The sequence below is a fragment of the Flavobacterium sp. GSB-24 genome (genome assembly GCF_027924665.1).
Taxonomy (GTDB): Bacteria; Bacteroidota; Bacteroidia; order Flavobacteriales; family Flavobacteriaceae; genus Flavobacterium.
The window spans coordinates 867,609-887,420 of the sequence record NZ_AP027043.1; the positions used below are offsets into that span (position 1 = coordinate 867,609).

Annotated in this window: 16 protein-coding genes; 10 read left to right on the forward strand and 6 right to left on the reverse strand. The window is 34.4% G+C overall.

What is annotated here, in order from left to right:
* The first annotated feature begins 161 nt into the window (after positions 1 to 161).
* The 7 genes from QMG60_RS04015 (at position 162) to QMG60_RS04045 (ending at position 6,245) form a co-directional block, all read left to right on the forward strand.
* Positions 162 to 422 carry a hypothetical protein gene (locus QMG60_RS04015; RefSeq protein ID WP_057115375.1) on the forward strand — a complete coding sequence of 87 codons (261 nt, stop codon included), beginning with the start codon at positions 162 to 164 and terminating at the stop codon, positions 420 to 422.
* Positions 423 to 425: 3 nt separating this feature from the next.
* Entirely contained in the window at positions 426 to 845 is a 420-nt protein-coding gene (locus tag QMG60_RS04020; RefSeq protein WP_281866952.1) for an Imm70 family immunity protein, read from the forward strand.
* A gap of 98 nt (positions 846 to 943) precedes the next feature.
* Positions 944 to 1,693 (forward strand): hypothetical protein, encoded by a 750-nt coding sequence (locus QMG60_RS04025; protein ID WP_281866953.1) that lies wholly within the window; start codon positions 944 to 946, stop codon positions 1,691 to 1,693.
* Between the two features lie 373 nt (positions 1,694 to 2,066).
* Positions 2,067 to 2,915 carry a DUF2262 domain-containing protein gene (locus QMG60_RS04030; protein WP_281866954.1) on the forward strand — a complete coding sequence of 283 codons (849 nt, stop codon included), beginning with the start codon at positions 2,067 to 2,069 and terminating at the stop codon, positions 2,913 to 2,915.
* Positions 2,916 to 3,129: 214 nt separating this feature from the next.
* Complete coding sequence (locus tag QMG60_RS04035; protein WP_281866955.1) at positions 3,130 to 4,311, forward strand: ankyrin repeat domain-containing protein; 1,182 nt, start codon at positions 3,130 to 3,132, stop codon at positions 4,309 to 4,311.
* Positions 4,312 to 4,339: 28 nt separating this feature from the next.
* A complete protein-coding gene (locus QMG60_RS04040) occupies positions 4,340 to 5,683 on the forward strand; it encodes an ankyrin repeat domain-containing protein (RefSeq protein WP_281866956.1) in 1,344 nt (447 codons plus the stop codon).
* A 19-nt stretch (positions 5,684 to 5,702) separates the two neighbouring features.
* Complete coding sequence (locus QMG60_RS04045; RefSeq protein ID WP_134138717.1) at positions 5,703 to 6,245, forward strand: hypothetical protein; 543 nt, start codon at positions 5,703 to 5,705, stop codon at positions 6,243 to 6,245.
* A gap of 101 nt (positions 6,246 to 6,346) precedes the next feature.
* Here the strand turns inward: QMG60_RS04045 and QMG60_RS04050 are convergent, their stop codons facing one another.
* Positions 6,347 to 7,705: a rhodanese-related sulfurtransferase gene (locus QMG60_RS04050; protein ID WP_281866957.1), complete on the reverse strand. Its 1,359-nt coding sequence runs from the start codon at positions 7,703 to 7,705 to the stop codon at positions 6,347 to 6,349.
* Between the two features lie 370 nt (positions 7,706 to 8,075).
* On the opposite strand from QMG60_RS04050, the gene QMG60_RS04055 reads away from it, so the two are divergent.
* Genes QMG60_RS04055 through QMG60_RS04065 form a run of 3 tightly spaced genes read left to right on the forward strand, consistent with a single transcriptional unit; the run spans position 8,076 to position 13,642 of the window.
* Positions 8,076 to 9,131 carry an efflux RND transporter periplasmic adaptor subunit gene (locus tag QMG60_RS04055; protein WP_057115382.1) on the forward strand — a complete coding sequence of 352 codons (1,056 nt, stop codon included), beginning with the start codon at positions 8,076 to 8,078 and terminating at the stop codon, positions 9,129 to 9,131.
* Between the two features lie 3 nt (positions 9,132 to 9,134).
* The gene (locus QMG60_RS04060; RefSeq protein ID WP_281866958.1) at positions 9,135 to 12,281 is read left to right on the forward strand and encodes a multidrug efflux RND transporter permease subunit; all 3,147 of its coding nucleotides are present in this window, start codon (positions 9,135 to 9,137) and stop codon (positions 12,279 to 12,281) included.
* A complete protein-coding gene (locus QMG60_RS04065) occupies positions 12,278 to 13,642 on the forward strand; it encodes an efflux transporter outer membrane subunit (protein WP_281866959.1) in 1,365 nt (454 codons plus the stop codon). Before QMG60_RS04060 ends, QMG60_RS04065 begins: the two co-directional genes overlap by 4 nt.
* An 827-nt stretch (positions 13,643 to 14,469) precedes the next feature.
* On the opposite strand, the gene QMG60_RS04070 is transcribed toward QMG60_RS04065, so the two are convergent.
* The 5 genes from QMG60_RS04070 to QMG60_RS04090 form a co-directional block, all read right to left on the reverse strand.
* Complete coding sequence (locus tag QMG60_RS04070) at positions 14,470 to 14,880, reverse strand: BrxA/BrxB family bacilliredoxin (protein WP_057115385.1); 411 nt, start codon at positions 14,878 to 14,880, stop codon at positions 14,470 to 14,472.
* A gap of 142 nt (positions 14,881 to 15,022) precedes the next feature.
* Positions 15,023 to 15,454: a metalloregulator ArsR/SmtB family transcription factor gene (locus QMG60_RS04075; RefSeq protein WP_281866960.1), complete on the reverse strand. Its 432-nt coding sequence runs from the start codon at positions 15,452 to 15,454 to the stop codon at positions 15,023 to 15,025.
* A gap of 231 nt (positions 15,455 to 15,685) precedes the next feature.
* Positions 15,686 to 16,849: a lycopene cyclase family protein gene (locus QMG60_RS04080; RefSeq protein ID WP_281866961.1), complete on the reverse strand. Its 1,164-nt coding sequence runs from the start codon at positions 16,847 to 16,849 to the stop codon at positions 15,686 to 15,688.
* Between the two features lie 18 nt (positions 16,850 to 16,867).
* A complete protein-coding gene (locus QMG60_RS04085; RefSeq protein ID WP_281866962.1) occupies positions 16,868 to 17,332 on the reverse strand; it encodes a thioredoxin family protein in 465 nt (154 codons plus the stop codon).
* Positions 17,333 to 17,474: 142 nt separating this feature from the next.
* Positions 17,475 to 19,727: a TonB-dependent receptor gene (locus QMG60_RS04090; RefSeq protein ID WP_281866963.1), complete on the reverse strand. Its 2,253-nt coding sequence runs from the start codon at positions 19,725 to 19,727 to the stop codon at positions 17,475 to 17,477.
* Between the last annotated feature and the right edge of the window lie 85 nt (positions 19,728 to 19,812).

Sequence of the window (19,812 nt, forward strand, 5' to 3'; positions counted from 1 at the left end):
TAAATAAAAAAACTGATTTATTTAATACAAAAAGAATGACATAAACAATCAAATCATCGAATCTCCCAAGTCTTTTAAATACCTTATTTTATTACTAATATGCTTTTTAAGAGTAAAGTCATCTAACAATTGAAAGTACTTTTGCGCGATAAAAATTTAAAATGGATATTGAGTATAAATATACTAAGCATCAAGTCGCAAGAACTTCTATTGCAGATACGATATCAGATAAAAATTGGTATCTAATAAAATATTGTACTGAATTAAAATCTACATATCAAATTCGAATGTTATTGTTTTTGGTAATAAGCAAGAAAGGCCGTTTAATCATCAGAGTACGAAAAGAATGCTTATTAAGCGATAATTTGAAAAAGTTAATTAAAGAAAATAAGCCTTTTGTGAAATTAGAAAAAACATTATAATATATGGGTTTGTATTTATGCACTTTCGATACTGAGGAAAAAGAAATAGATGGTTTAGAAGTAGGATCTTATGAATATTTTGACATTTTTAGAGAATGTGTAAATGAAGCAGTAGAAAAGTCTTCTGAATGGGGAAGCATTTGTCCCAAAATCATGTTACATTCAGATTGTGATGGAAAATGGACTCCCAATGAATGTGCAGAAATAATTATTGAACTTGAAAAAATAAAGTTGTTATTTCAAAATGAACAACCAAATCAAAAAGTAATTGAACTTAAAAAAAATATACTTACCATTTATGGGATAAACCCAAGTAATCTTTATGATTGCTTTGTAGATGTTGATGGGGAAAACTTAATTGACGGTTTAGCAACTTTATGTAAAAATGCAATTAAATCTAATCTTGAAATTCTCTTTCAGTAATTCAAATGAGTTAAATCGACCGAAATTATGTCTTAAATAGTAATTAAAACAATAAACTTATTTTACTAAGTTTAGACTTAGAAAAATAATAAGCCATTATGAACAAATACTTGATTATTGCTGGAGCTTTTTTAATGCAACTAGGAATTTTTAGCTGCACGGAGAAAAACAAAAAAGAAACAACTACAACCGTAGAAACTTTAACCAACCCCGAAGAAGTTGCTGAAACCTCAGCTTCTACAGTTCAAACCAAAAAAAATCCTGCAGATTTTGTTCCAAAAGGTTATGTAATTTTTGACACCATTTATGGCGATTTGAATAAAGACGGCGCAGAAGACTGCGCAATTGTTATAAAAGGCACCGATAAAAGCAAAGTTATAAAAGACGATTATCGAGGCCAATTAGACCGAAACAGAAGAGGAATTATTGTTCTCATCAATAAAAATAACAGTTATGAACTTGCAGTTAAAAACTACGATTGTTTTTCTTCTGAAAATGAAGATGGCGGCGTTTATTTTGCTCCCGAATTATCTGTTGAAATAAAAAACAACAAATTACATATTCATTACGGCCACGGAAGATATGGATATTGGGAATACACATTTAGATTTCAAAATTCAGATTTCGAACTTATTGGTTATGATTCTAGCAGTAATCGAGGTCCTGTCGTGGAAACGGAAGTCAGTATAAACTTTTTAACACGAAAGAAAATAACAAACGAAAACACAAACAAAGAGGATGAAGGCGGAGATGAAGTTTTCGAGAAAACCGAAACCAAAATCAGCAAAAGCAAACTCATTAAGTTATCTGAAATTAAAGATTTTGATGAACTTGAAGTTTCAGAATAATAAAAGCGCTCGCTTAAAATTTTAAAAACCCTATTCTATGCATCCAGAATAGGGTTTTGTTTTTGTATGGAAATATTTTATTATCCTACTCTAAAAAGTCTTATTGTGTTTGTTTTATGACTTATAGAGATAGTTTTAAATTCTTTTCAAAACTAATTTTGCGTCTATTTTGAACTAAAAAGTTAGAGTAGTAAAAAATCATGAAATTAATTCTTCAAGAATCCCAACAAACAATAAAAGAAATTAGTGAATTTGAAACTTTAGATATTTTCTGCTAACAATCTTTTTGTAAATTAAAAAATCTACTTCGCGAGCGGAATTTAAACATTGAATAAACCATATAAAAAAGTAAACCAAAACATAAATCAAGAACATGTTTACAGAAAATAAAGATTACGATTCTTTCTCAAGCAAATACCAAAATAATGAACAAGAAATACTTGTACTAACAAGTGACAAATCGGGAGGAGCAGCTAAATTCTACAACTCTTGGAACGCTAGCCAATATTTTTTAGCTTATATTGATTTAGATACAAATGAGCTAAAAAATAAAGACGGACTTATTAATTGGCTAATATCAGATAAAGATGAAAATGAAAATGGCATTTCTTTTCCTTACCACTTTAAAAGTGGAACGATATATCATCTTAAAGTGCGAGAACTTATTGATAAAATAGTTCCAGAGGGAATGCTTCCTTGTGCATATAATAGTTTTATGGTTGTTGAAGTTTTAAAAGAAAATGTTGAAAATGATGAACTGCTTTCAATACTAGCAGAATATAGAAATCCTGTAAAAATCGTTGATGAAAAATTAGGAGAATTTGAACTCAATAAAGATTATGGATGTTTCTCTGGAGAAATTAAATGGCTCAATGAGTGCATTTCGGTTTCTTTGGATGTTGATATTGAAGACGAAGATAGCTGGATCAAAACGTTAGAGTTGCTAAATCAATTTTTCAATGAACAAGAAAAACGGGATTTTGAATTTCGAACATTTGCAGGAAAACAGCTTACTGATTTAGCAAACGATTGGCTGGAAGAAGAAAACGAAGAAATAACAGAAAATGATTTTATGAACAGAATAAGTCTTTCAGAACTTGTTATAACTTTTGAAGGAGATTATATCGCCTATTATGACGACGATAATATATTTTATGGACATATAATAGAATTATCAGGAAACATTAAGACAGGATTAAGTTCAGCAAAAATAGCAGGGTAAAAACCTGTTAACAAAATCTCATAAAGGCAAAACCCTATTCTATGCATCTAGAATAGGGTTTTGCTTTTATATGGAATATTTTAAGACTTTTTACTTTTTATCCTAAAATATATTTCTCAATTTTATGTTTTATCTTACAACATAGTTCATGAAGCCAGCATTTATCGATGCTGACTCATCAAACATAATCTTTCATTTATAAATACCACTTCAAATGCAGACACAAAACCAGATTGAAAATTTCCTTTTTCAGGGAAAATTTGACGAGGCCAGAGAATCCTTAAATAACGGCGAAACCTTTAATGAACAATATCTTAAAAACAATTTTTCGCAAATAGCAGCAAAGATTATTGACGCCAAAGAAATTGATTTTATTGAAAAACTTATCAAAGCCGGTTTTATTGAAACGGATATTTACGAATTGGACAGTTTCGACAAATCGATTTTTGCTCCTTTGGCACTTTATCTCAAAGACGATGAAGAATCACTGGCTTTTTTCAAAGAATTGATGTCAAAAATGGATAATATCAATGATGAAATCAGCGATAAAACTTTACTTGGATATCTCTTTGAAAAAGGTGCTACGCCAAAAGTCATAAAAATACTTATTGATGACTTTGGAGCGAATACGCAATATAAAAATAATGCCGGAGAAAATTTCATTTACATCGTTCTGAATACCTACAGCACAGATACAGAGAAGACTAAAGAATATATTGCCGTCCTTTTGGAAAATGGTGTCGATATCAACGAAAAAAACATTGTGGGAAAAACGCCTTTAATGTGCGCGGTTAAAAGAAGCAAAAAGGATTTTGTTCCTTTCTTACTAGAAAATGGAGCCGATGCCAACGAAACCGATAACATCAACAATACTGCCTTTTATTACGCGGTTGCCGAACAGTTTTCGTATGATATGTACGATGCACTAGCAGCAGTTTCTTCACCTGATTTTAATATTGTCAACAAAGACGGGCGAACCTTATTCACTAATTTTATAAGTTCTGTTTCAGGATCTCCAAGCGATATTAAATTTTTGGAAAGATTGTTAGCTGATGGTGCCGATGTCAATTTCTGCGCGCAATATTACGGTCAGCCAAAATCGGGAATTGATTTTATTGTCGAAAAGAAATCGGATATTTTAAAATCGGTTTTAGAAAATGTTTCATTGGATATAAATGAACAGGACAATCAGGGAAACACCATTTTGCATAAAGTCTGCGCCTACAATGTGAACTATGATGCCGAAATGGCTAAAGAAACCTATCGAAAAGTAAAATTATTATTAGAGCAAGGCGCCGATATTTCTATTACCAATGACAAAGATGAAACCGCTTTAATGCTGGCTTCTGGAGATAATTTGAAAATTAAAACGGTCGAGCTTTTAATGAAATCATAATAACTGAATTATATAAAATACCACATATATGTCAATGTCATTTATAATTGCCTGTGAAAACGGCAATAGAAAAATAGCCGAATTACTGCTTCAGAATAAAGAAGTAGATGTAAAATATACAGACGAAAAAGGCAGAACTGCTCTTCATTATGCCGCACACAGAGGTTATCTGGATATTGTGAAAATCTTGGCCGAAGACGGAGCCGATATTAATTACGAAGATCATCAGGGAGAAACGCCTTTATTTTTTGCCTGCCTTCAAAAACAGAAACAGACGGCTTTGTATCTGTTGGAAAATGGTGCGGAAATTACCAAAAATGATAAATACGGAAATAGTCTGTTACACTTAGTTGCTCAGACCGCTCAAATCGAAATTGCAACAAAGTTGCTTGAAGCCGGAGCAGATGTTAATTTACTGAATAACAATGGAGAAACTCCGCTATTATTAGCTTCTGCAAAACTAAACAGAGAAATTATTCAGCTGCTTTTAGACAAAGGAGCCGATATAAATGTAACCGATAAACAAGGAAATACGCCTTTGATTTATGCTTGTTACACCAAATCAATCCCGATGGTGACTTTACTTCTTGACAATGGCGCAGGCATCAATCACGTAAATCATTCGGGCGAAAATGCGCTTTTAATTGCGTGTTATGAAACCAATAGAATGCTCGCCAAATTATTAGTAGAAAGAGGCGCCGATGTTTTCACATCCAACAATAATGGCTATTCTCCTATTTGGTATGCTTGCGCGAATAATCAAAAGGAAATTGTGTCTTTATTTTTAGAAAATGGTGTTGATGTGAATTACAGCAAACCTTTGGCAAGCGATACTTCTTCAATGAATGATTATTTGGATTGGATTGTAAGCGCAACCAATATTTCTAACGAATCTAGTTTTACGCTTAACAATTCTTATACCTATGGCGGAGAAAGTCTTTTGCACGTTGCAACCAAAAAAGGCAATCTAAGCATGGTAAAACTGCTTATTGAAGCTGGAGCCAATATCAATATTCAGGACGAATCTGGAAACACGCCTTTACATTACAGCGCAGCAAACGGAAAGAAAGATGTCGTAAAATATTTATTGGATAATAAAGCCGATGCTTCAATCGTCAATGTAAAAGAGCAAAAAGCGATCGATTACTCGAATGTAAAAGGCTTTAATGAAATTACAGAATTGATTTTAAAATATGCTCCTTCGGGAACTGTAGTAACACCAATTCACAAAGAAGAACCGCAAAAATCAGATTCAGGAAATTCAATGGAAGGCAAGAAAAAGGCATTATTAGACTTGAAAGAGCTTTTGGATGCCGGAATTTTAACTTTGGAAGAATTTGAAACAGAGAAAACTAAAATTTTAAAAGGATAAATAACAAACAAAATTAAAAATGAAAAAGATCTTAAACAATTCAATTATAGCATTCGTATTAATCGCTGCAAGTATAGTTTCCACTTCTTGTACAAACCCTTCGCCAGAAAAAACTTTTGAAATAGCAGCTTTAAATACAAATTTGCTTTCTCGATTTGGCAGTAAGGACATCAACTATAAACTAGAATCTGAGCCTCAGATTTATGATGAAACTCAAAAGAAAATGATTCCTTCTTCTTATTACGATTATTTTAAATTTGACATCGCTAATTTAGAAACTCAATTTAAAAAAATTAAGGAGATAAATGAAGATGATGACAATAGAGAACTTCTTCAGGCATCAAAAGACTTGTTTACCTATGCGATTGCTAAAGAAAAAGAAGGTTATTTGCCAATTGCTAAAATGAAAGATGAAAAAGCTTCGCCAGAACAGATCGAAAAAGCAATAGCAGATTTTGACGCCTCAACTCTAAATGAAATTGACGCTAAGTTTACAAGATTGATGAATGCTGCCAAAGCCTATGCTGAAAAACATAATATCGATGCTAAAATTGGTGTTTAAATATTACACCTTGATTTTTAACTCTCAATAAAAAAGTAAAACCCTATTTTGTATGAACAAAGTAGGGTTTATTTTTATTTTTAAAAATGCTTTGTAAATCGCTAATTTAAAATCTTATATAATTTATCTGATAAACGAATACGGAATGGAACTTCAAAAGTAACTTTATCCCCAATTTTAGCAGTTTGAGTTTCTGCACCGTTTACAATTAGTTTTTCTAAAGTCATTTCCTGATTTCCAGTTGTTGGACCAGAAATTAAGATTTTATCGCCAGCATTTAATTCTTGATTTTCGATAGCAAATTGAGCCACTTGAGCTTTTACATAATAATGTTCTGCTTTTCCAAGAAGTACTTTTTTTACTTTTACTTTCTGACGAATATCCGCTTGTTTTTGGGCAGTTGCCAAAGCAGTTTCTGGCAATTCGCCTGAATGTTTAAATTTTAGATTCTCTGATTTTCCTTTTCTAAACACTTTGTTTCCAACTTGTTTTCCAGTTCTCAAACGAACTTGGTCCACCAAAGGCATATGAATGATTTCTAAACATTCTGTAGAACAGCAGTTTTCCATTGCCGCTTTACATTCATCACATTGAATAAACAACAAATGACATCCGTCGTTTTCACAATTCGTGTGATTGTCGCAAGGTTTTCCGCATTGGTGACATTGTGAGATAATATCATCTGTAATTCTTTCGCCAAGACGATTATCAAATACGAAGTTTTTCCCAATGAATTTACTTTCTAAACCTTCTTCTTTCAATTGTTTAGCGTAATTAATAATTCCCCCTTCTAATTGAAATACATTTTTAAAACCTTGGTGTTTGAAATAAGCACTTGCTTTTTCGCAGCGAATTCCTCCAGTGCAGTACATTACCAGATTTTTATCTTCTTTATGGTCTTGAAGCTGTTCGTTGATTATAGGCAAACTTTCTCTAAATGTTTCAACATCTGGAGTAATAGCGTTTTTAAAATGTCCTACTTCACTTTCGTAATGATTTCTAAAATCAACTACAATTGTATTCGGATCATCAAGGATTTCGTTGAATTCTTTGGCTTTCAGGTGAACGCCAATATTGGTTACATCAAAAGTTTCATCGTTCAAACCGTCAGCAACGATTTTATGACGCACTTTAATAGTTAATTTCAAAAAGGAATGATCATCGTGTTCTACGGCTTCATTCAAACGAATGCCTTTCATGAAATCATAAACTTCAAGAGTTGCTCTAAAAGCTTCCAAATTTTCTTCAGGAATACTCATTTGAGCATTTATTCCTTCATGTGCAACATAAATTCGGCCTAAAGCATCAAGCTTATTCCAGGCTAAAAATAAATCATCGCGAAATTTTTTGGGATCTTCAATTTTGGCATACGCATAGAAAGACAACGTTAGTCGTTGTTTACCCGCATCATCGATCATGATGGCTCTTTCTTCTGCGCTCAAAGTGTTGTACAGTTGCATGCTATAAACAGTTTTAAGTTAAGAATATATAGTTGAATTCTATTTTTCTGAGTGAATTCGGGCGCAAAGGTAGGTTTTTCTTTTCAATTTTAAAAATGATAAAAATCATGGAATATAAACAATATAAGCCGTACAAGATAATTTAATTTAGTTGAAAACGTCAGCATTTTTAATTAGCAACAAAATTGCATTAATAAAAAACAAACACTGTTTATCAGTGCATTACATTTAATTCACTACATTTATATAGTCAATTTTAACATTTATGCTTATGAATGCTTTAAAACTACCCAAACCGCTCTTCCCCATTTTTTTATTTTTAACAATCTTTTGCTCTTGCAAAAAAGAACAACCGAAAGCTCCGCCTCCCATGCAGGCTCCGTTTGTAACGGTCAAGAGTGAAGATGTGCCCATTTATAAAGATTTTGCCGGGCAGACTTTTGGAGATTTAGACATTGAATTAATCGCAAGAGTTGACGGAATTCTAACTGGAATTCACTTTAAAGAAGGACAACGGGTTAAAAAAGGGCAACTCCTCTACACCATAGATCCGCTGGAATATGACACAAAAGTAGAACAAGTCCGCGGACAAGTTGCGGCATCACAAAGTGCACTAGCCAATGCTGACGAAGAATTAAAACGAATTCGACCGCTCGCTGAAATGAATGCCGTGAGTAAACGCGAATTGGATGCGGCTGTAGCCAAAGAAAAAGCGGCACGTTCTAATTATTCGAGCATGCTGGCAAGTTTAAAAAACCAGCAGATTGAGCGAAGCTACGCTAATATAAAATCTCCCATTGACGGTGTGATCGGGCTTTCGAACGCTAGATTAGGTGATTATATTACCAAAGTCGGTAATGCCTCAAAACTCAATACTGTTTCAAAATTAGAAAAAGTAAGAGTACAATTCACTGTGAGTGAATCTGATTATTTAAGATATCAAAAGCAGGTCAAAGCTGGAGAACGTATCACAGATTTACAACTCATACTTTCTGACGGAAGCACCCATCCGTACAAAGGAAGCTTGAACTTCTCAGACACTAAAATCGATCCCACTACAGGAACCGTAACTATTGAAGCACAATTTCCAAATCCAGACGGTACTTTACGTTCTGGTCAATTTGCAAAAGTTCGTGTCTTACTCAGAACACAAAAAGATGCCATTGTCGTGCCACAAAAAGCGGTTACCGAAATTCAGGGGCTTTTTCAGGTTTCCATTATTGATAACAAAAACACCATTCAAACCCGAATGGTCGAAGTGGGTCAGAAAATTGGTGTCGATTGGATTATTACCAAAGGTTTAAAAGCCAACGAAAAAGTCGCCATTATTGGCAATCAGTTTATTCAGCCTGGATCGACAGTTGTTCCAGTTCCCTATGTCGCAGATAAAGATAAAAAGCAGATTGCATCATCTCTAAACGACTAGGCTATGGATAATTTCTTTGTAAGACGACCAATCGTTGCCATCGTACTTTCGATATTTATTGTTCTTATCGGAGGACTTTCGATCTTGTCAACGCCAATTGCGCAATATCCCGAAATCGCGCCGCCATTAGTACAGGTTTCTACCAGTTATCGAGGTGCAAATGCCTTGAATGTTGAACAAGCCGTTGCAACGCCCATAGAACAAAAAGTAAATGGAGTCGAAAATATGCTTTACATGCAGTCGACTAATACTGGTGACGGAAGTATGACACTATCTATCACTTTTGATATGGGTACAGATCTGGACAACGCGACGATGTTAACCCAAAACAGAGTTGCCGAAGCCACCAATAAACTCCCAAACGATGTAAAGACAACTGGAGTTACGACCAAAAAATCGTTATCAATGCCCATGTTGATTTTATCTTTGTATTCTCCCAACAAAACTTTCGACAATAACTTTTTGACAAATTACGCGAGTATCAATCTTGTAGATGCACTCGCCCGTATCAAAGGTGTTGGGGAAGTTACCCTTTACGGAGGAAGTAATTATGCAATGCGAATTTGGGTCAAGCCCGATATAATGGCAAAGTACAACTTAACAGTTCCAGATATTATAAAATCAATTCAGGAACAAAACGCCATTGCCCCAGGAGGAAAATTTGGCGCTCCGCCAGCAACAGATAATAACGAATTCACCTACAATGTCATGCTTAAAGATCGTCTGGTGAATCCAGAAGATTTCGAAAACATCATTTTAAAATCAAACATTAGCAATCAACAAGTCCGACTTAAAGATATTGGAACTGTAACTTTAGGAACAGAAAGTTATGCCTCAGTCGCAAAATTAAATGGAAATCCCGCAGGAACTATCGGAATAAAACAAATGCCGGGTTCAAACGCTCTTGAAGTTGCCGAAAATGTAAAAAACACTATCGAACAATTAAGCAAAAGATTTCCTCAAGATTTAAAATATGCTGTTTCATTAGACACGACTTTGGCCATTTCTGAAGGAATTAACGAAATCATGCACACTTTAGTTGAAGCCATTATTCTGGTAATCATTGTGGTTTTTATCTTTCTCCAAAACTGGCGCGCGACTTTAATTCCGCTTTTAACTGTTCCTGTTTCATTAGTCGGAGTTTTTATGCTTTTCCCATTGCTCGGATTTTCGATAAATGTACTTTCCCTTTTAGGATTAGTACTTGCCATCGGAATTGTAGTCGATGATGCTATTGTGGTTGTAGAAGCTGTAATGCATCACATCGAACAAGGAATGTCACCCAGAGAAGCTACAAATCAAGCCATGCGCGAAGTTTCAGGTCCTGTAATTGCCATTGCTATTGTTTTAACTGCAGTATTTATTCCAGTTGCTTTGACACCAGGAATTACGGGAAGATTGTATCAGCAGTTTGCCATTACGATTGCTATTTCTGTTATTTTCTCTGCTTTAAGTGCATTAACCTTAAGTCCGGCTTTATGTTCACTTTTATTAAAACCCAATCAGGAAGCAAAAGGCTTGCTCGGGAAATTCTTTAAATGGTTTAATGTAAAGTTTGGCGCTTTTACCAATAGATACACTGGCTTCTCAGGTTTTTTAATTAAAAAAACAGCCCGAAGTTTAATTTTTATCGGAATTGTCGTTGGAGTTATTATTCTATTGGGAGCAAAAATTCCAGGCGGCTTTGTTCCTGAAGAAGATCAAGGTTACATGTTTGTCAATATTGAACTTCCCGGCGCTTCTTCGCTAGAAAGAACCAGCAAAGTCATCGAAAAAGTAGAACATATTTTATCTAAAAATCAAGGTGTTGAATATTACACTTCTGTTGCTGGTTTTAGTTTAATCAAAAACTCAGTAGCAACAAATAACGGATTTTTCTTTGTGGCTTTGAAAGAATGGAAAAAACGGGAACAAGATGTTTTCCAGATTTTAAAAGAAGTAAACGGAAAAGTTGTTTTTGGAATTCCCGAAGCTACTGTTTTTGCTTTTGGGCCTCCGCCGATTACTGGAATTGGAAATGCAGCTGGATTCTCGATGATGCTTCAGGACAAAGAAGGGAATACGCCCCAGTATCTTTTCCAGAATGCACAGCAATTTATGGCCGAAGCTAAAAAACGACCCGAAATTGGAACGATCCGAACGACCTTTAATCCGAATGTGCCGCAGATTAGTCTCGATATCGACAGAGAGAAAGTATCAGAACTAAATCTTTCTTTATCCGATGTCAACTTGGCAATTGGTGCCAGCTTGGGAGGACAATACATCAACGAATTCAATAAATTCGGACGACAGTATATTGTTTTGCTTCAGGCAGATCCAAGTTTTACCGTTAATCCTGAGGACATTAATAAGATTTTTGTTCGAAGCCGTGATAATAAAATGATTCCGATTTCGAGTATTGCGACTATTAGAAAAGAAAGCGGTCCCGAATTTACAACACGTTTTAATTTATACCGTGCTGCCGAAATTGGCGGAACACCCGCACCAGGATTTACTTCGGCGGAAGCCATGACTGCTTTACAGGAAACCGCTGCAAAAGTCCTCCCAGCAGGAATGGGTTATGAATGGGCGAATATGAGTTATCAGGAAAAACAAGCCGAGGGAAAGGGGAACACTGTTTTTATCATGGCGCTGTTTTTCGTGTTTTTGATTCTCGCTGCACAATATGAAAGCTGGAAACTGCCTTTCAGCGTTTTACTCGGAACACCTTTTGCGGTTTTCGGTGCTTTTCTTGGCTTATATCTCTGCCGATTATTAAGTCCAGATTATGTGAATAATGTTTTTGCACAAATTGGGCTGGTAATGCTGATTGGGCTCGCGGCGAAAAATGCCATTCTAATCGTAGAGTTTGCCAAAGAAGAATATGAAAAAGGAATGCCCGCTAAAGAAGCTGCCCTCTATGCCGCTAAATTACGTTTCCGACCAATTTTAATGACGGCTTTTGCTTTCATTTTAGGCGTTGTTCCGTTGTTAACGGCGAGCGGCGCTGGAGCACAAGCCAGAAAAGTAATGGGAATGACGGTTTTTAGCGGAATGCTTGTTGCTACTATTTTAGGCGTATGTCTGATTCCAGTGTTATTTGTATTTATTGAAACATTCGGAAAGAAAAAATCTGAGGAAATCGATGAACCTAAAGAGGAAGAAAAATGAAAAATCTAAAAATACTTTTAGCGTTATTTTTGATGGCTGTTTTTCCTTATGGATGTATGGTTGGACCAAAATATGTCAAACCCGAACAGCCTCAGGCAGATTCTTTCCGTTATGGCGATCAAAACAGAGATACGACAAACTCTGTAAAAACTATAAAATGGTCATCGATATTTAACGATGATGTCTTAATTGGCCTAATCGAAAAAGGAATTCAAAATAATTATGATCTGAAAATTGCGTTGGCACGTATAGAACAAGCAAGAGCCAATCTCGGAATCGCTAAAGCAGATTTATATCCTTCTTTTCAATATTCTGGTCAAGTGAATAGTGCCGAAACTATTATGCAGCCATCATCTGCATTGGCCAATATGTCTTGGGAATTGGATTTTTGGGGAAAATACCGTCATCAGAATAAAGCTTTGCAAAATGAACTTTTAGCCACTGATGAAGCCCGAAAAGTAATTCTCTCTGATATTGTGAGCAACATTGCCATTTCTTATTTTGAACTCCGTGATTATGACAATCAGTTGGAAATCACCATTCATACTTTAGAAACGAGACAAAAAGCATATGACATTATCAACGAACGTTTTATAAGCGGTTACGTTGCAGAATTAGACAAAGTACAAATTGAACAGCAGGTTGCCATTGCCGAAGCCAATATTCCCGCAATCAAACGACAAATTACAGCTTTGGAAAATTCAATTTCGATTTTGGTCGGGCAAGTTCCGCAGCCTATTCCGCGCGGAAAAACGAATAGCGAACTATTGATTTTGAATAATTTTCCAACTTCTGTTCCATCAGCTTTGTTAGAAAATCGACCAGATGTGAAACGTCAGGAATATTTATATAAAGCCGCTTATGAAAGAATCGGCGTTGCGCAGGCAATGCGCTACCCGTCATTCAACATTGCCGCAGTTGCAGGTTTTACGAGTATTGCGGTTGGAGATTTATTTAATGATAGTTCTTATTTCCAAAATGCCGGTGCAGGAGTTACTGGTCCAATTTTCAACTTCGGAAAAAACAAACGCCGGGTTGATGTAAACCGACAAATTGCGGAAGAAGTAAAATTCAATTTCCAAAAAACCTATTTAACCGCTATCTCGGAAGTAGAAAATTCACTTCAAAATGTGGAAATGTACAAAGAAGAATGGACAGCAAGAAATAGACAGGTCGTAGCAGCACAAAAAAACTATGATCTTTCAAACGCCAGATATTATAATGGCTATGTTTCGTATTTAGAAGTTCTAGATGCACAACGATCGCTGTTTGAAGCACAATTAAGTCTCTCTCAATTAACCCAAAAACAATTAAGCTCTATGGTTCAATTGTATAAGGCATTGGGCGGAGGGTGGAATTAGTTTTTTTTAAGTTGCTAAGGTTCTGAGATGCTGAGGTTCTAAGTTTTTTTTATATCAGGTTATCATTCCGTAGGAATATTTCGTTTGTAGAAAAAACAATAACGATCGCCCGTATGTACGTTCGATAGGAAGGTTTGTGTTATTGGATTGTAAAAAATCAAAATCAAACGTTCCTACGGAGCGTAAAAATGATAACAATATATATTTTGCTACCAATGAAATGTTCCTACGGAACAATCAAACATAGATAATAAAAAAAATGAGTTTAAATTTTGAAATGAGTTATCATTCCGTAGGAATGTTTCATTGGTAGAAAAATAACGAACGCACGTATTTACGTTCCGTAGGAACGTTTGGTGTTATTAGATTATCAAAAATGAGGATAAATCAAACGTTCCTACGGAACGTAAAAATGATAACAATATAATTTTTTGCTACCGATGAAATGTTCCTACGGAACAAGAAAAGCCATATATAATAAAAAAAGAGCAGTTTAAATTTTGAAACCAGTTATCATTCCGTAGGAATGTTTCATTGGTAGAAAAAAAATAACGATCGCCCGAGTTTGCGTTCCGGAGGAACGTCTGGTATAGTTGGATTATAAAAATAACATCGATCAAATGTTCCGCTGGAACGTAAAATAATGATAACAATACAATTTTGCTGCCAATGAGATGTTCCAACGGAACAGGGGAAAATATTATATAACAAAAAGAGGGCTGTTTCAAATTGAAACAGCCCTCTTTTAAATCTTTGTACCTCTGTACCTTTGCTGCTTTGAACCTAAAATCTTAGATCCTCAGCAACTCAGAACCTTAGTTCCTTAATTAGCAAAACTCATTAAAAGCATCCTGCAAATTCTCAGCGATTAGTTCTGCTGGACGACCTTCGATGTGGTGACGCTCTAACATGTGAACTAATTCTCCGTTTTTGAACAAAGCCATAGATGGCGATGATGGAGGAAAAGGAAACATATGTTGTCTTGCAGCATCAACAGCTTCTTTATCAACACCAGCAAAAACTGTAATAAGGTGATCTGGTTTTTTAGCTCCTTCTAAACTCATTTTTGCTCCCGGACGTGCATTTCTTGCAGCGCACCCGCAAACAGAGTTTACAACAACTAAAGTGGTACCCTCAGCTTTGATAGCGTTATCTACAGCTTCAGCACTATGTAAATCTTGAAAACCAGCAGCTGTTAATTCAGCTTCCATAGGTTTTACCATTTCTTGTGGATACATATTCTTGTCTTTTAAATTTTACTTTTGAGTTGCAAAGTTACAAAGTTTACTCGCAACTACTTAATTTGAAGTATAAAGTTTTGTTATAGTTCGATATTAATTTTTTAGGTATAATCCGAACCGACCACAAGTTGCTATAGGCTTACAACACCGTTTCTTTTATCTTTTTAGCAGGGAATTGATAATTATACTGTTTTAAATGACTATTTCCTCTTCTTACCTTATTCGTTGTTGTTAATACAGTTGACTTTTTTTCTTCCGAAATTTCAATGGTAGAAAGATAACTTGTTAAATACTTTTTAAGCAGTTGTATATTTTCGACTTCTATGGAGTAAATTGTTTTTTTACCAACATTCTTTATATCAACCAAGTTTGCCTTTTTTAATTCTAACAAATGCTTAGAAATTGTTGATTGTGCTAACGGAATTAATTCAACAATCTCACCACAAGTTCTATAGTTTCTTTTCCATAAAAGTGTCATAATCTGAATTCTCGTTGGATGTCCAAGTGCTTTGCAAATTCTTCCTACCTCTTCTGTCTCTATATCAAATTTTAAGCGTTTTGTAATTCCCATTTGCCATTAATTCATTATCGTAAATAACCGATTATATTAGGCAAATCTAAATGTTGCAGATTTTCGTTACCGCCTCAAAAAATTATTAAAATGAAAGAATAAGACATTTTTTTGGCTGTTAAATCAGATTAGTAAAATGAACTATGGGGTTAAGATGCACGCAGATTTTGCAGATAATTGCAGATTTATTTAAGCTTTGAGATAATACAATGAATCTGCATGAAACAAAAACTAGCGGAATATTACTCGAAACAACGCTTTAATAAATGGCAGTTTTGGACATTTTAAAATCACTTGAAAATCTTCCAGCAGACTTGTTTCTTCATCTAGAAATTTAAAGATCAAAACAGGATTTCCATTTTTGAATAAAGAAGAAAAAATGGAACTCCCCAATTCATTATGACGATGCAGAATATCTAAAAGCAACAAATCATAAAACCAAAATCGGTTTTTTTTGTGAAAATAATTCATTTTGGGTGAAGAATCAGCTTGAAGAAAACTCACTAATTCTGAAGATTTTTTATCTGAATTTTTAAACGTATAACCCGTACTTGCTTTTGTCCATCCGCCAGCAGTACCAATATTTAAAACGCGTTTGGTGTTTTTTTTCCAAAACGGATAACACGTCATCGGAATACTTCCCTGCTCCTTTTCGAGAACTTTATATTGATCAGCACCTAAATTCTTTAAGTAACTTTGGATTTCATTTTCGTATTCTTCTTTCGAAAGAAGATTTTCAGAAAACAAGGTATATTCAACTAAAGCTTCTGTTTTAGAAGTAGGCAAAACATACATAAATCTTGTGTTGCCTTTCTGTTCAACCGAAAAATCCATAAAAGTTACTTCTTCAGGATTAAAGATTTCTCTTTCTGTTTTTACAAACCAACCAACAAAATGCTGCTGTAAAACCGGATATTTGGTTTGACTTTCGGCGAAAGCCTTTGTATAAATGCTATTAAATAAGTAATTGGTTGTATATCGATTTTCTTCTGTACCAACATAAACATGAGTTTCAAGTTCGTTGATATCGGTTACTTTTTCATTTAAAAAAGTAATATTGGAATGTTTTGAAATGGATTCAAAAACAAAATTATAAAAGTCAATTCCCCGAATTTGATTGTATTGATAAGGCTTCAACGCCAAATCGCGTTTAAAATTTTCATTGGCAAATAATGCTAAATCCCATTTTTTAGAAATAACAGAATTCCAAACATTTTCGTTTTTATCCCAAAAACACCAAGTTCTGTCGTTGCTTTTCTTTGAATCGTGATCTAAAAGCAAAATCGATTTGTCTGATAATTTTCCAGACACAACCATTTTGTAAACCGTCATCAAAGATGCAAGTCCAGTCCCAGTAAAAATATAATCGAAGTGTTTGATTTGCGAAGAATTCATTCTCAAAAATAAGAAATTTTATTCTTTCAGTTTTTCTAAAAGAATTTTAAAATCTTTTGGACTTAAATAGTTGTTGTACTGCGCAATGATTTCATTTTTTTCATTCAAAACACACAAAACCGGATATACAATTTGATTGTTCATTGTTCCGAGTTGTAAAGCCAGTTCATGAACGCCAACATTATTTCCGGAAGGTTTGTATTTAAAAGTGTGATTATTAAAAGTAATATCTCGTTTTTCGGCAGCATTCAAATCAATAAAATAAAAATCTGAGTTTAGTTTTTGAATGATTTCTTGATTTTTGAAAGTCGTTGCTTTCATTCTCTGGCAAAACTGGCACCAATCGGTATGAATGAAAACGATGATTTTTCTTTTTTGAATTTGCTGCAAACTATCTACTTCTTCAAAAGTCCTGCTCTTTAGTTGGCAGAATCCTGTTGAAGTTATTCCGATGCAGAAAATTAAGAGAAATAGCTTTTTCATTTGTGTTTTCAGTTTTTGCCACGAATTTCACGAATTAGCACGAATTGAATAGTAAATCTTCATCTAAAAATTAGCGGAAATTCGTGAAATTCGTGGCAAAAGAAAAATCCTTATAATCATTTTAATCTTTGGCCTCATAAATTTACCTCAAATTATATCGTAATCCAATAAACCCACGAATAGTCTGGTTTTGTCCATAAACATAAGTCGTATCAAACGTCAATCCAAATGGATTATCTGGCGTAACCATTACTTTTCCAGCTGAATCGTATTGTACATTTTTATCAAAAGGATCATTTGTTCTCGAAATCAAAAACGGATTATTCTGTTTTGGAGTAAAGTTCAGCAAATTTTTGATTCCGCCATAAACTTCAAAATCTTTCCATCCTGTATACGTAAATTGAATATTTTGAATGCTGTACCAAGGTGAATTCGGATTTCTTGGATCGTATTCGTTCAACAATGGCAATTTCATTGGACTGTAAACATTTCCAGTATAATCCAACAGTAAATTCCAAGGCTGTATTTTGTATGAAACACTCCAGGTTCCCGTAAATTTTTCGGTTAGAAAAGGTCGTTCTGAAATTCCATCTTGAACATTTTTATTATCTAAAACTGTTGCTCCAAGAATAAACTTTAATCCGTTTGTAAAATTTAAGTCGATATTCGTGCTGATTCCCTGACTTATCGCATAACCATCAATATTGTCATAAATAATTTTATTCGGATCTGTTTCGTAATCTGAAATAATTTTATTGCTGAATCTTGTATAAAAAGCTGTCGTTTCAATTCCCATAAAAGTTCCATTTCCGAAATTGATTTTCTGAATATAATTCAGATTTACGTTTACCGATTTCTCTGGCTTTAAATCATTTTGTATCACAACATCTCGCGAACCTGTCAGCGCAGCGTGATCTTCAGTAAATAAATTCACAACCCGAAATCCAGTTCCAGCGTTTAACCTGAAAATCGTATTTTCATTTGCTTTGAAACGATAAGCCACTCTCGGCGTAAAAATCGAACCGTGAATCGAGTTATAATCGTAACGCGCGCCAAGCAAAACCTGACTTTTAGGCGAAAATGTAATTTCGTCCTGAACAAAAATCCCTGGAAGCCAAGTACTTTCAGCTTCTTTTGTTGCGGTTGTATTGTCGTCATAATAAGAATATCGATTCGCAATTCCGACAAGGAAATCATTTCGACCGATTTTTTTATCCCAAGTTAATTGCAGAAATCCGATTTTTTGATTGGCTATATAAGATGTCGTTCCGTAACGGCTGTCTTGGTAATGAACATTTCCAGAGAACGAAAGCATCAATTTTTCTTCAAATGGTAATTGATACGTTCCAATTAATTCGGCTCTTTTGGTATAAATACTTTCTCCGTAAATTTCATCGCCACCGCGGTATTTTTTCTCCCAACGCACATCTCCTCCCCAGCGGTCTTCGTACATTCCTCGGGCAGCAATCGTAAAAAGGCGATTATGATTTCGCTGAAAACTCCATTTATTAAAAATCGAAATTCTTTCAGAAAGTGTCACATCGGTAAAATTGTCGTTGTCTTTATCAATAACCTGATCGTAATTAAAGTAATTGATTCCCAAAAGTGTTGTTGATTTTTTCGTCGGATTAAATTTCATTCCCAAATCAAGATTGCTTTCAAAATAAGAAGTTGTAAAATAATCCGCAGAAAATACAGGTGCATTTGTTGGGTTTTTAGTGATAATGTTGATCAAACCTCCAACCGCTTCACTTCCGTAAAGAGAAGAAGCGGGACCTTTTACGATTTCGATTCTTTCTACCAAAGAATTCGGAATTCCAGATAAACCGTAAACCGTCGAGAGACTGCTCACAATTGGCATTCCGTCAATCAGAACCAAAGTATACGGACCTTCAAGGCCATTGATATGAATGTCGCCTGTATTACAAACCCCGCAATTCAGCTGTGGCCGAACGCCATTTATATTTTGAAGCGCATCGTAAATACTCGCCGTTGGATTTTTTTTGAAGAAAGTAGGGGAATAAACCTCAACGGGAACGGCACTTTCTAATCGTTTTACAGCTTTTAAAGTTCCCGAAACAACAACTTCATTTAATTCGTTTTGGTCTTCATTTAATTCGAAATCAAGATTTAAGTTTTGATTTTCAATTATAGAAATCTTTTGAGTTATAGTTTTAAATCCACTCGAGGTTACTGCAATTTTATAAGAACCATTCGGAACATTCTCTAATTTGTAAAAGCCCAGTGAATCTGTCTGCGTTTTAAAATTTGTATGTAAAAGCATAACATTAATTTCCTGAATCGTAGGAACATCTGTAGTTACTTTTCCCGATATATTTTGTGAATAAAGGTTTTTAGTTGAAATTATTAATATTGCCAAAAATAAATATTTCATGGTTATAAAATTAAATTTAGACAAAACTAAAAATTAAATTTGACAAATAATTATTCTAATGAATAAATTTTTAAACTGATTTAAT